The 13,558-nt window shown below is 67.8% G+C and carries 6 protein-coding genes; 3 read left to right on the plus strand and 3 right to left on the minus strand.

The window, feature by feature from the left end; genetic code table 11:
- Position 1: 1 nt before the first annotated feature.
- The gene (gene ligD, locus OG741_RS32735) at positions 2–1,015 is read left to right on the plus strand and encodes a non-homologous end-joining DNA ligase (protein WP_405603715.1); all 1,014 of its coding nucleotides are present in this window, start codon (positions 2–4) and stop codon (positions 1,013–1,015) included.
- Between the two features lie 37 nt (positions 1,016–1,052).
- Here the strand turns inward: ligD and OG741_RS32740 are convergent, their stop codons facing one another.
- Together OG741_RS32740 and OG741_RS32745 are read right to left on the minus strand one after the other, a co-directional pair.
- Entirely contained in the window at positions 1,053–3,197 is a 2,145-nt protein-coding gene (locus OG741_RS32740; protein ID WP_405605884.1) for an OmpL47-type beta-barrel domain-containing protein, read from the minus strand.
- Between the two features lie 56 nt (positions 3,198–3,253).
- Complete coding sequence (locus OG741_RS32745) at positions 3,254–5,737, minus strand: ThuA domain-containing protein (RefSeq protein WP_405603717.1); 2,484 nt, start codon at positions 5,735–5,737, stop codon at positions 3,254–3,256.
- Between the two features lie 209 nt (positions 5,738–5,946).
- Here OG741_RS32745 and OG741_RS32750 point away from each other — a divergent pair, with 209 nt between their 5' ends.
- Both OG741_RS32750 and OG741_RS32755 read left to right on the plus strand, forming a co-directional pair.
- Positions 5,947–6,969, plus strand: a complete 1,023-nt coding sequence (locus OG741_RS32750) for a multicopper oxidase domain-containing protein (RefSeq protein WP_405603718.1) — start codon at positions 5,947–5,949, stop codon at positions 6,967–6,969.
- 272 nt (positions 6,970–7,241) lie between these two features.
- Entirely contained in the window at positions 7,242–9,047 is a 1,806-nt protein-coding gene (locus OG741_RS32755) for a glycoside hydrolase family 15 protein (RefSeq protein WP_405603719.1), read from the plus strand.
- 18 nt (positions 9,048–9,065) lie between these two features.
- Here the strand turns inward: OG741_RS32755 and OG741_RS32760 are convergent, their stop codons facing one another.
- Positions 9,066–13,526, minus strand: coding sequence for an aminotransferase class I/II-fold pyridoxal phosphate-dependent enzyme (locus OG741_RS32760; RefSeq protein WP_405605886.1), 4,461 nt, complete (start codon positions 13,524–13,526; stop codon positions 9,066–9,068).
- Positions 13,527–13,558: the final 32 nt, after the last annotated feature.

Raw genomic sequence — 13,558 nt, forward strand, 5'->3', positions numbered from 1 at the left:
CATGGCCGGAGCAATCGAACTGGAAGTGGGGGAGCGGACCGTACGCGTGTCCAATCCCGACAAGATCTACTTCCCCGAGCCCGGCTACACCAAGCTGGACATGGTCCGCTACTACCTCGCCGTCGGCGACGGCATCACCCGCGCCCTGCGCAATCGGCCGACCACCCTGGAGCGCTACCCCGACGGGGTGACCGGCGAGTCGTTCTTCCAGAAACGCGCCCCCAAGTACCTGCCCGACTGGATCCCGACCGCCCACATCACCTTCCCCAGCGGCCGGTCCGCGGACGAGATGTGCCCGACGGAACCCGCCGCCGTGCTCTGGGCGGCCAACCTCGGCGCCGTCACGTTCCACCCCTGGCCCGTACGCCGCGAGGACACCGACCACCCCGACGAACTGCGGATCGACCTCGACCCGCAGCCCGGCACCGACTACGCCGACGCCGTGCGCGCCGCCCACGAACTGCGCGCCGTACTGGATGAGGCCGGACTACGCGGCTGGCCCAAGACGTCGGGCGGACGCGGCATCCATGTCTTCGTACCGATCGAGCCGCAGTGGACCTTCACCCAGGTCCGGCGGGCCGCGATCGCCGTCGGCCGGCAGCTGGAGCGCCGCATGCCGGACCGGGTGACCATCAAGTGGTGGAAGGAGGAGCGCGGCGAGCGGATCTTCGTCGACTACAACCAGACGGCCCGGGACCGCACCATCGCCTCCGCCTACTCCGTGCGGCCGCGCCCGCACGCCCCGGTCTCCGCGCCGCTGCGCTGGGAGGAGATCGACGACGCGGTGCCGCAGGACTTCGACATCAGGACGATGCCCGCGCGGTACGCGGAGGTCGGCGATGTGCACGCGGACATGGACGACCACCGGTTCAGCCTGGAGAGTCTGCTGGAGGTGGCCCGCAAGGACGAGGCGGACCACGGCCTCGGCGATCTGCCCTACCCGCCGGAGTATCCGAAGATGCCGGGCGAGCCGAAGCGCGTACAGCCCAGCAGGGCCCGGCACGACGACGCCTGAGCGCCCCGCGCCGGGCCCGTGGGCCACAGCTCCCTCGCTACAGCTCCTTCACGCGGATATTGCGGTAGGAGATCACATCGGTCGTGCCGTGGACCTGGAGCCCGACATAGCCGGAGGCGTACCGCCGGCCGTCCGCGCCCGGGTCGTCGCCCCGCGGCGGGACGAACTCCTGGCCTCCGGCATTGTCGAACTCATTGATCAGCACGCCGTTGCGGTAGACCGAGTAGTGCTGGCCGATCACCCGGATCTCGTAGTCGTTCCAGGTGCCCTTCGGCGTCACACCCGCGCCGCCGAGGCCCACCCGGTCGAAGCCGTAGACCGAGCCGGTCTTGTACATGTCGCCGTCCGGCCGGTCCAGAACCTGAACCTCGTGGCCGTACTTGATGGCGACCCACTCGGGACGCGGCTCCTCCGGATTGTCGTGGACGTACGGGAAGCGCACGAAGACACCGCTGTTGGCGTTGCCGGTGCCCGGCGCGTCGTCGCGCCACTGGAGCTTCAGCGAGAAGTCCCCGTACCGCCGCTGCGGGAACCACAGCATGCCCAGGCCGCCTCTGGTGGTGCCGCTGGTCATCGACCCGTCGGGGTTGAGCCCGAACGAACCGCCGCCCACGTGCTGCCACTTGGCGAACGAGGTCTGTGTGCCGTCGAACAGTTCGCGGTAGCCGGTGTTCTGGCCCGGCTTGCCGATGCCGGACTGCTTGGCCGCCCGGTAGATCTTCGTGTGCTCGCGCTGGTCGATCACACCGTCGGCGAGCAGCTGGTCGAGGACCTTGTCGACGTGCTTGAGGAAGAGCGCGTGCGAGGACCAGTCCTTCTCGTCCTCGATCAGCTCGTTGATGGTGCAGCGGCTGCGGGTGACGCGGTTGGGCACACCCGTGTCGACCGTACCCACGATCACCGTCAACCGCTCGTCGAACTCCGGGCAGTTGGGCGCCGGGACGCCGCCGCCCTCGGCGATCGTGAACGTCACCTTCTGCGCGGCCGAGGTGTTGCCCGCCTTGTCGGTGGCCCGGTGCAGGAGGGTGTGGAAGCCGACCCGGTCGACGATGACGGGTGTGGAGTACGCGAGATAGGGACCGCCGTCGAGGGAGTACTCGACCTTGGCGACCCCGGATTCCGCGTCGCTCGCTGTGACGGTCACCTTGGCGCTCGTGATGTACGCGCCGTCGGAGTTCTGCCTGCCACTCACCGCGGCCGCGGTCTGCGGCGGATTCTTGTCCTCGGCGGGCGGTGTGACGACGGTGAAGTCCACGGACTTCTCCGCGGCCGCGTTGCCCGCCTTGTCGGTGGCCTTGTAGCGGACCTTGTGCGTGCCGGCCTCGTGCACCATCACCGGGGCGGTGTACGGCTGCCAGGCCCCGCTCGCGCCGATCGCGTACTCGATGGTGTTGACGCCGGAGCCGGTGTCGGACGCGGTCACGGTGACCGTGGCCATGCCCAGATACTGGCCCTGCTCGTTCTTCTCGCCGCTGACCGTCGCCGAAGTCTCGGGCGGGGTCTTGTCGTCGGTCGGCGGGGCGACGACAGCGAAGTCGACCGCCTTTTCCGTGGCGGTGTTGCCGGCCTTGTCACGGGCCCGGTAGCGGATCTTGTGCGTGCCGACCTCGTTCACCACGACGGGAGCGGTGTACGGCTGCCAGGGGCCGTCGGCCCCGACCGCGTACTCGGTCCTGTCCACACCCGAACCCGCGTCGGTCGCCGAGACGGTCACGGTGGCCTGGCCGACGTACGCGCCGTCGGCGTTCTTGTCACCGTCGACCTTCGCGGACGTCTCCGGCGGCGTGGTGTCCTCGCCGCCGCCCTCGGTGACGGTCAGGATGCCCTGCATCGCGCCATGGCCGGGGATGGTGCAGTGGAAGCGGTACCGGCCGGGGGTGAGGGTGACTTCGGCGGTGTGCTTGCCGCCCTGGTCGTCGTTGGGGTTGGCGAGGATGTTGAGCGGTACGTCGTTGTTGTACTCGGGATCGGAGACGTCGAAGGTCAGGGTGTGCGGCATTCCCGTGGTGTTGCCTGTCGCCGCGCTGTTCTCGAAGACGATGGTCGTCCTGCCTGCCACCGCCGTGGCCGGGAACGACGCGTACTTCTCGATCGAGTCGCCGGCCGTCCAGGTGAGGACCTGGTCGGCGGCCATGTCGTCGCTCTGCCCGTAGGCGACCGCCGACATCAGGCCGAGGACCATCGTCAGCGCGGCCACCACGGCCGTCCAGAAACTCGCCGTTCTGTGTTTCACGGGTCTCACCGCGCCGCCTTCCGTGCCAGCTCGTCGGCGGACGGCGTCGGCTCGCCGCCCTTGTACGTGACGTGCCACAGCGCCGACTTGGAGTCGGAGGTGAAGAATCCGCGGCCGTAGTCCAGGACATAGAGCGAGCCGTCGGGGGCGAACTTCCAGTCCATGAGGTTGCGGATGCCGTCCGCCCCGACCGGGATGATCTTCTTCAGGGACTCGGCGTGCACCGGAATCCCGCCCTTGCCGACGGTCTTGGGGTCGGTGAGGACCGCGTGCCGCGGCTGGTCGCCGTCGTAGAAGTCGCCGACGAACCACTTCCCGTCCCAGTACGAGGGCCACTTGTCCTTGCTGGTGCTCGCCGCGTCAAAGCGGTAGACCGGTCCGTTCATGGTCGCCTGGCCGCCGCCCTTGAGCCACGGCATGAGGATCTTCTGCTCCTCCGTCTTGTAGCTGGGAACGCCATTTGCGTCGCGCGGATAGTCCACGCCGCCGCCCTGCGGCGAGTACCAGATGGTGTTGGAGGTGACCGGCGGCAGATTTACCAGGCCGTCGTTGTTCGGGGACTCGTTCTTCGGGGCGTCGCAGTTGTACCAGCCGAGCGGCTTGCCCGGATCGGGCAGATTGCGGTCCCGGTAGGGCTGCTTATTGCCCATGCAGTACGGCCAGCCGTGGTTGCCCGCCGTGGTGATGGCGGAGAAGGTGTCGTACTTCGCCGGGCCCCAGGTCGTGCTCGGTGCGCCCGCGTCCGGACCTACCCAGCCCGCGTACAGAATGTCCGTCGTTTTGTCGACGAAGATACGTGCCGGGTTGCGCACGCCCATCACATAGATCTCGCCGCGGGTCTTGCCGCCGCCCTCGTCCTGCTCCGTGCCCGTGAACAGGTTCCCTGCCGGGAGCGTGTACGTCCCGTCGTCCTCGGGGTGGATCCGCAGGATCTTGCCGTTGAGGTTGTTGGTGTTGCCCGCGGTGCGGCGCGCGTCCGCGAAGGACACGCCCTTGAAGTTGGGCTGGGGGCTGTTGCCGGAGTAACCGCCGCTGAAACCCGAGGAGTTGTTGTCCCCAGTGGCGATGTAGAGATTCTCCTTCGAGTCCCACGCCATACCGCCGCCCGAGTGGCAGCAACTGTGGATCTGCACGGGCCACTTGAGCAGTACCTTCTCGGAGGCGAGATCCAGCTTGTCGGCAGCCAGGTCGAGCGTGAAGCGCGAGACGCGGCGCTCGGCCATATGCGTATCGCGGTTGATCTGCGCATGCGGCGTGTAGTGCAGATACACCCAGCCGTTCGTCATGAAGCCGGGGTCCAGCTCGATACCGAGCAGCCCCTCCTCGACCTTGATCAGCTCATCGCCGCCGCCCTTGTTGCCGAAGACGGTGAGCGCCCCGGCGAGGGTGACCTTCCTGGTCTTCGGGTCGTAGACATGGATCTCGCCGAGGCCCTTGCCGATGTCGGGGTTGTTCCAGTCGGTGACGACGGGCTTGCTGGAGTCGGCCCCGCCGCGGCCGATGTAGAGCACCCGCCCGTCGGGGGCCGTGACCAGGCCGTGCGGCTCGCCGATCTGGTCGTTCTGCCCGGGCTGGTTGGGCCGGGTGACACGCTCGGCGGTGTAGTTGGCGTTGATGGTGGCCTTGCAGTCGGCGCGCGAGAGGCGGGTGGTCCAGGCGAGGGCGCCGCGCAGATGGTCGCGGAAGTCGGTCTCGGCGAAGCTGTCGACCGTACCGCCCATGCCGGTGTAGAAGGAGCGGCCGCCGTCGTAGTCACGGCACCAGGAAACAGGGTGATCCCAGCCGTTGGCGCCGGCGGCGGGCTTGTACGAACTCTCCTTGACCCGGGCCACGGTGTGCACGCTGCCGGACGGGTTCACCGCCCAGTTGAACCAGGCGTCGGGCCGCTTCCACTGCAGCGGAAGCGACGCGGTGGCCGGATGCCGGCGGTCGCCGACCTCGACGACCGCGCGCTGCACCGTGCTCGGGGCGCCGGTCGGCCGGGCGCCGATCAGCCCGGTGAACCAGTCGGAGTACGGCTCGGTGCGCACCGCGTCATGAATGCCGACGAAGCCTCCGCCGGCCTCCAGATACGACTCCAGCCCGGCCTCCTGCTCCGGGTCGAGCACATCGCCGCCGCCGGTCAGAAAGACGACCGCGTTGTACTTGCCGAGTCTGGCGGCATCGGTGAAGACGGCGGCGTCGTCCGTGGCCTCGGTCGTGAACCGGCCCGCGGCGGGCCCGGTCCGGCCGATGGTCTCGATCGCCGCGATACCCGCGTCGACGGTCGGCGACTCGGCGGTGGCCGAGGCGTGGAAGACGAGGACTTTCACGTTCTGGCCGCCCGGGGGCGACGGTAAGGACAACGTTGTCGACGGCGGTTCCGGATCGGTCCTGGCCGAGGCGACATCGCCGCCGCCGAGCAGGGACACGGTCAGTGCGCCGACCCCAAGGGCCGCCGCCAGACCGCTTCTTCGAGATCTCGACCTGTGATGTGGTGTGCGCTGCATGTGGTCACCCACCCCTCTGTGGTCACAACAACAGCCTTGGAAACTAGACCCCTTTTCGTGGTTCGCCAAGAGAAAAGACCGCAATGGCACGAACTTTGTCCTGGGCGTGGATAAACGAAGATCACCGGGTTACCGTGGCGGCCGTCCCCGGGGTCACCTGTGCCATATCCGTACCCCGTCAATCTCCGTACAGGACTGGAGAGTTCGGCATGGACAGACGGAGCTTCAACCGGCGGCTGCTGGCGGGAAGCGCGGTGGCGGCGACGGGTGTGACATCGTTATCGCTGGCCGCCGCCCAGAGCGCGACGAGCGCGCCGTCGGCGGCGGACGCACCGAGGACCGCCCCGGCGGGCGGCCAGATACGCCATCTCAAGCTGTACGCGGAGAAGTTGACGGACGGCCAGATGGGCTACGGCCTGGAGAAGGGGAAGGCCTCGATCCCCGGCCCGCTCATCGAGCTGATCGAAGGCGACACACTGCACATCGAGTTCGAGAACGCCATGGACGTTCCGGTCAGCCTGCATGCCCATGGCGTGGATTACGACATCGCCAACGACGGCACCCGGATGGGCAAGAGCCATGTCGAACCGGGAGCCACGCGCACGTACACCTGGCGTACGCACGCCCCGGGCAGGCGCGCCGACGGCACCTGGCGCCCTGGTAGCGCGGGCTACTGGCACTACCACGACCATGTCGTGGGCACGGACCACGGCACCGGCGGCATCCGCAAGGGTCTCTACGGTCCACTGGTGGTCCGCAGGAAAGGCGACATCCTCCCGGACAAGCAGTTCACAATTGTCTTCAACGACATGACGATCAACAACAAGCCGGCGAGCGCGAGCCCCAACTTCCGGGCCACGGTGGGCGATCGTGTCGAGATCATCATGATCACGCACGGCGAGTACTACCACACCTTCCATATGCACGGTCATCGCTGGGCGGACAACCGGACCGGTCTGCTGGAGGGTCCGGAGGATGTCAGCCGCGTCATCGACAACAAGATCACGGGCCCGGCGGACTCCTTCGGCTTCCAGGTCGTCGCGGGCGAAAGCGTGGGGGCGGGGGCGTGGATGTACCACTGCCACGTCCAGAGCCACTCCGACATGGGCATGGCCGGGCTGTTCCTGGTGGCCAAGCCGGACGGGACGATTCCGGGGTACGAGCCGCACCACCCGGTGGGCGCCGGGCGGGAAGCCGACTCCGACGCCAAGGCAGGCGGGCACAGCCACTAGTGCTGCGCCGTATGGGTGAATGCTGTCGTCGGCGCCTCCGCCGTACGGGCCTTCCGTGTTCGTCGGCTTTGCGACGCCGCGCGGCGTCGCAAAGCCGGAGTTATGCTGCATCCAAGGCAAACTGAACCGGGAAAGGCTGATACTCCAGCGACTGTGGCGGCCATCGTGAGAGCTTGGAAAATCTGGGCATCCAGCGTCGGCGTCGTGGCAGCCGGGAGGTATGCACGACGGGTAACCCGTCCGCCGGGCGCCCCCGAGAGTGGCAGTGGCTCATGGCCGGGATGATCGAGGACTATGCCGTCGTCGGTGATCTGGAGACGGCAGCCCTCATCAGCCGCGACGGGGCGATCGACTGGTTGTGTGTGCCCCGCTTCGATTCTCCGGCCTGCTTCGCCGCGCTTCTCGGGGGTCCCGGCAACGGGTACTGGCGCATCGCGCCCGTCGGCCGGCGTCAGTGCAACCGCCGGTCCTACCGCGGCGACACCCTGGTGCTGGATTCCATCTGGGACTCGGTCGACGGCGCGGTGAGCGTCACCGACTTCATGCCTCCGCGTGCCGATCTGCCCCATGTCGTGCGCATCGTGGAAGGTCTCTCCGGGACCGTGGCCATGCGCGGAGAACTGAGGCTCCGGTTCAACCACGGCCGTGTCGTTCCCTGGACGCGCACCCGCGGCACCTATGTCGTCTCGGTCGCCGGGCCCGACTCCGCATGGCTGAGCGCCGACCAACGGGTGGATGTGCGCGCCACCGACGACTGCACCTATTTCGACTTCACCGTCCGGGAAGGCGAGTCTCTCGCCTTCATGCTCAGCTGGTCACCCTCGCACATGCCGGTCCCGCCGCTCGTCGACCCGGCGACCGCGCTGCTCGAAACGCTCGATTTCTGGGAGCGCTGGACGGCGAAGTGCCGTTACCAGGGGCCCTGGCGGGACGCTGTGGTGCGCTCCCTGATCACATTGAAGGCGCTCACCTACGCCCCCACCGGGGGCATCGTCGCCGCGGCCACCACGTCCCTGCCCGAGAGCATCGGCGGAGAGCGGAACTGGGACTACCGGTTCTGCTGGCTCCGCGATTCCACTCTCACCCTCTCCTGCCTGCTGCGCAGCGGTTTCCGGGAGGAGGCCGGGTCCTGGAGGGACTGGCTGCTGCGCGCCATAGCGGGGGATCCGGCGGACCTGCAGACGCTCTACGGCGTGGGCGGGCAGCGCCGGCTGCCGGAAGAGTCGTCAGCCTTGTGGCTGCCCGGCTACGAGGGGTCGGAGCCGGTCCGTTTCGGGAACGCGGCCGTGGGGCAGTTCCAGCTCGACGTCTACGGCGAGGTGCTGGACGCCTTGTATCTGGCTCTGCGCTCCGGTGTTCCCATGGAACGCCATGTCTGGAGCCTCGTCCACGCGTTCATGAGCTACCTCGAAGAGCACTGGAGAGAGCCCGATCAGGGACTGTGGGAGGTACGCGGGCCACGGCGGCAGTTCGTCCATTCCAAGATCATGTGCTGGGTGGCCGCCGACCGCGCCCTGCGGATGTGGAAGCTGGCCGGGCGCACCGACAACGTCGAGCGTTGGCGGGCCATGCGCAAAGAGGTCCGCCGGGAGGTGTGCCGCGACGGCTGGAACGAGGAGAAGGGGTCCTTCGTGCAGTACTACGGGGCCCATGTGCTCGATGCCTCCGCGCTGCTGATCCCCAGAGTCGGCTTCCTTCCGGTTCACGATCCCCGGGTGCTCGGCACTGTCGAGGCGGTCAGGGCGCTGGATCACCACGGCTTCCTGCGCCGCTACGCCAGCAGGGACCATGAGGTGAACGACGTGGACGGAATGCGCGGTTCGGAGGGGGCCTTCCTGGCCTGTTCTATGTGGATGGCCGATGCGCTGGCCGTCACCGGGCGCCAGGACGAGGCCCGCGCGGTCTTCGAGAGGGTGCTCGATGTGCGTAACGATGTCGGGCTGCTCTCCGAGGAGTGGGATCCGGTGACCCGCCGCCAACTCGGTAACACACCACAGGCGTTCAGCCACATCGCGCTGGTCAACACGGCCTTCACCCTGCGGGAGACAGCACAGGGTCACAATCCGGCCGGAGAGTAGCAGGCTCGGGCCCAGGCGTCAGGGCCGCATGTGCAGTTCGAACCGCTCGACGAACTCCGAAAGCGTCTCGTTGAGCTGGTCGATGTCCTCGTCGCTGTTCTTGGCGGTGACCTGGATGCGGACTCCCACCCGGTCGCGCGGGACGAGCGGATACGCCGCCAGCGTGACGTAGATCCCGCGGTCCCAGAGGAACTGCGCCGCCGCATCCAGGTCCGAGCCGTCGGCGAGGGGAATCTCGATGACGGGCAGCCCGCTGGTGTTGGGCGTGAAGACGCCAAGGGCGTTGACATGGTCCAGGACGCGCATCGCCTTGCGGTGCAGATCGGCGCGGATGGTGTCGCCCCGCCGGTCGTTGACATCCAGGCCGGCGAGCGCACTGGCGAGCGAGGCCGTCGGTGAGGGGCCGGAGTAGAGATACGGTGCGGCGGCGACCTTGAGATGGTCCTTCAGCCAGGTCGGCAGGGCCAGGAACGCCAGCAGCGACGAGTACGCCTTGGAGAATCCGCCGACCAGGATGACGTCGTCGTACGTCTCCCCGAGATGGCGGACGATGCTGTTGCCGCGGGAGCCGTACGGGGACGTCTCGTCGGCACGGCGTTCGCCGATGATCCCGAAGCCGTACGCGTCGTCGATGTACAGCAATGCGTCCCGCGCCCGGCAGACGCCTGCCAGTTCGGCCAGATTGGGCAGGTTCCCGGTCATGCTGTCGACCCCGTCCAGGCACACCAGCCGGGAGGAATCGGCCGGCGCGGCGCGCAGCAGAGCATCGAGTTCGTCCGGCCGGTCTGCGTGGAACCGCTGCACCGTGGCGCCGTGTGCCCGGGCGACCAGGCATCCGTCGTAGACCGTGCGGTGTGCGCGTGCCTCGATGAAGATGTGGCCCTCGCCGCCGATCACGGGGATCACGGAAGCGTGGATGAGGGTGATGGTCGGGAGCAGCAACGTGTCCGGCGCGTCCAGCAGTTGGGTGAGCCGCTCCTCGATCTCCGGGTAGAGGCTGGGACTGCCGCCCAGCCGCGGCCAGCTCGCGTGGGTGCCCCACCGCTGAATCTGTGGCTCGATCGCGTCCATGACCTCGGGGTCGAGGTCGAAGCCCAGAAAGTTGCATGATGCGAAGTCGATGAGCCAGTGGTCACCGCAGCGCAGGTGCCGGCCGCGGACCTCGTCGACGACCGCATCGCACATCGGGCTGGAACGCCGCAGGTGTTCGAGATCTCCCCAGCGTGGGTCGCGTCGCACGTCGCTGGGTGTCAGTGTCTTGCGTACGGGATCCTCGTCCACCGCGCCTTCGGCTCCGGTCGACGACCGCGGGCCCACGTCGGCGGTGCTCTGGCGAATGCGGGTCGTCCGACGTGTCGCCGTGCTGTTGATCAGCCGTGGGGCCTGGTGTTCGCTGGCGCTTCTCAGGAGTTGTTCGCTCTGGTCCGCCGTCATCGGGCGGGCGAACAGATAGCCCTGCCCGAACCGGCAGCCCATGGCTGCCAGCCGGTCTCGCTGCTCCACCTCTTCGATACCTTCGGCTATGACCTGAAGGCCGAGGGTGTCGGCAATGCGCACAATGCCTTCGACCAGAGCGACTTGCTGGTCGTCGACGCCGATGTCGTCGATGTAGGACTTGTCGACTTTGAGCACGTCGATCGGGAATTCGCGGAGATAGCTGAGCGACGAGAAGCCGGTGCCGAAGTCGTCGATCGCCATCCCCACGCCGAGTTCCTTCAGCGTCCTCATCACCGAACGTATCTGATCATCGCGATTCATGAGGACGGTCTCCGTCAACTCCAGCACCAGTGAACCGCTCGCCAGGCCGGACGTGTCGAGGACGCGGCGCACCTGGTCGAGGAACCCGGGGTCGCGGAACTGGCGGGCGGATACGTTGACGTTGATGTTCAAGGGCTCCGGCCGTGGCACCGCCTGCTGCCAGTGGGCCACGTGGGCGGCGGCGTGTTCGAGCACCCAGGCACCGAGCGGCATGATGTGCCCGGTCTCCTCGGCGAGCGCGATGAACTGGTCGGGAGGCACAAGGCCGCGTCTGTCCTGCGGCCAGCGGATCAGCGCTTCGAAGCCGGCCACCTCGCCGGTGGGGATCTCGACAATGGGCTGATAGCGGACATGGAACGCCTCGGCGGCGATGGCGCTTTCGAGGCTCGCCTGGAGTTCGTGCCGCTCGAGCATTCCGGTGTGCAACTGCGCCCGGTAGGTGCGCCACTGCCGCTTCCCGGCCGATTTCGCCGCGTACAGGGCCAAGTCGGCATGTTCGAGCAGTTCTTCCGCGTTGGCGCTGTCCTGCGCGCTGGCTATGCCCACGCTGGCCGAGAGGCTGACCATTCCGCTCGAGAGCCGGAACGGCTCGGTGAGACTCTGGATTATCTGTTGGGCGAGCACTTCCGCGGCTGCCGGTTCTTTCGCACCCTCCATGAGCACCGCGAACTCGTCACCCCCCAGGCGCGATGCCGTGTCACTGACCCGCAGTGTTCCGGTCAACCGCCGTGCCACGGCGATGAGGAGTTCGTCCCCGACCGCGTGGCCCCTCGTGTCATTGACCACCTTGAAGTCGTCCAGGTCCACGAACAGTACGCAGGTGAGGGTGGAAGCCCGGCGTCCGCGCAGCAGTGCCCGCTCGATCCGCTCCAGCAGGAGCACACGGTTCGGGAGGCCGGTGAGCCCGTCGTGGAAGGCGCGGTAGGTGAGTTCCTGCTCCAGTTTGCGCTGCTCGGTCACGTCGCGCAGGGTGAGGACCAGTCCGTGGACGGTCTGATCGTGCCGCAGGTTGCTGCATCGGACCTCCACATCGATGCGTCCCCCGCCCTGCTGCAGGACCTGCCAGTCGTTGCGGCTGTCCAGATCGTCCTCGGTGCGCATCCGCGCCAGGGACTCCATCGCCCGCTCGCTGTCCTGGTCCGCCACGAGTTCGCCGAGTCCCACCCCGTACAGGGGGGACCGGCCGAACATCCCCTCGGCGGACGGGCTCGCGTACTTGACGGTGTTGTCGTCGTCGAGGATCAGGATCACGTCCGAGGCGTTGTGCACGAGGGTGCGGAAGTACGCCTCGCTGTTACGGCGATTGACCTCCTTGCCGAGCGCGACGCGTTCCACCGCCAGCGCGACCTGCGAGGCCAGGGTCTCGAACGACCCCCACAATTCCGCCAGGCTCTGCTCCTGCCCCGCCACGACCAGAGCGCCGACCAGCGCGTCACCGGTCGGACGGTCGGGGAAGGACAGAGGACACAGCAGGGCGTTCGGCAGGTCCCCCAACTGGGAGGCTGCGGACTCCCCGAGGTCCTCGACCTTCACCACCTGCGTCTCACGGGCGAGGAATGCGGGCAGCCACGCTTCGGCCGTCTCGTCGGTCCAGTCGAGGCGCCAGTCCCAGACGCGCGATGTCGTGCGCACGCTGTGGAGCCTGGACTCGCCGGTGTCGGTGGTCAGCAGGACGGCCTCGTGGGGCGTCCGCGCTCCGAAGAGCAGGTCCGCCGCTCCCTGGACCGAATTCGCGATCTCCTTCACACTGACCGCCGCCACCAGCGACGCGGCCGCCTCCCGAAGGCCCCGTTCGCGGCTCATGGCCTTCAAGTGGACCGGGACCAGGCCGGAAAGACGGGCCAGTACGAGCAGGAAGAGAACAGCCGAGAACACAGCGATGACAGCCCCGTCGTCCACAGAGCCGCCCAGGGCTTCGTACAGGAGCATCGAGGGAGCGACCAGCGCGGCCAGGGCGAGTATGACGAGCCGCCGGATGCGGATGACCGGCTGCCGCTCGGGCATTCGTGCCGTCAGTTCCACCATGGAGGGATGCAGCGCCGCCAGACCCCAGGCGGTGAAGAAGACCACCCAGCCCAGATCTATCGGGGTGCCGGCCTGCCAGGTTCCATCGAGCTGGAGACGTCCGTAGAAAACGTCGGAGACGAGCATGCCGAGCGTGCCGACGGTGAGGAGCTGGACCGCGGGGCTGCGCACATCGCCGGGAACGAGCAGCCGCACGAGCATCGCCAGCATCAGTACGTCACCGAGCGGGTAGGCGATCGAAATCGCTCGCTGAATCCAGGTCATGTCGGCGGCCTGGGCATAAGGCGTGATCAGGTAGACCCAGGAAAGCAGCGCCAGGCCGGACACCAGGATCAACGCGTCCAGCAGATTCGCGAGCCCCCGCCCCGTCGCGCGATACCGGATGAATCCGAACAGCCCGATGGCGAACAGCGGATACGTCGCCAGATAGAAGGCGTCGCCCAGCGAGGGAAATGGATTCTGCTGATTGAAGACGGTGTTGAGGATGTTGTACGTGGTGTCGCCGGCGGTGAAGGTGAGGTTGGCGGCGGCGAGCACCAGCCACGGCCAGCTGTGGGTCGGCCGGTTGATCCGGATGCCCAGGAGAATGGCGCAAACGCCGAGGAGGCCGATGGCGGCCCAGGTGACGGTGTGGAGGCTCGGCATCGTCAGATAGACGACGGTGAGCGGGATCACGAGTGCGAAGTAGCCGGCCATCAGGCGCTGGAACCGGGTCAATGCGAACCGCC

The organism is Streptomyces sp. NBC_01410, assembly GCF_045040195.1.
In the GTDB taxonomy this organism is placed as follows: Bacteria; Actinomycetota; Actinomycetes; order Streptomycetales; family Streptomycetaceae; genus Streptomyces.

Excerpts from the sequence above, each read along its gene's own strand:
- OG741_RS32750 (WP_405603718.1), top strand. The coding sequence starts at position 5,947 with ATGGACAGACGGAGCTTCAACCGGCGGCTGCTGGCGGGAAGCGCGGTG.
- OG741_RS32755 (WP_405603719.1), top strand. The coding sequence starts at position 7,242 with ATGGCCGGGATGATCGAGGACTATGCCGTCGTCGGTGATCTGGAGACG.
- ligD (WP_405603715.1), top strand. The coding sequence starts at position 2 with ATGGCCGGAGCAATCGAACTGGAAGTGGGGGAGCGGACCGTACGCGTG.
- OG741_RS32740 (WP_405605884.1), bottom strand. The coding sequence starts at position 3,197 with ATGGTCCTCGGCCTGATGTCGGCGGTCGCCTACGGGCAGAGCGACGAC.
- OG741_RS32760 (WP_405605886.1), bottom strand. The coding sequence starts at position 13,526 with ATGGCCGGCTACTTCGCACTCGTGATCCCGCTCACCGTCGTCTATCTG.
- OG741_RS32745 (WP_405603717.1), bottom strand. The coding sequence starts at position 5,737 with ATGCAGCGCACACCACATCACAGGTCGAGATCTCGAAGAAGCGGTCTG.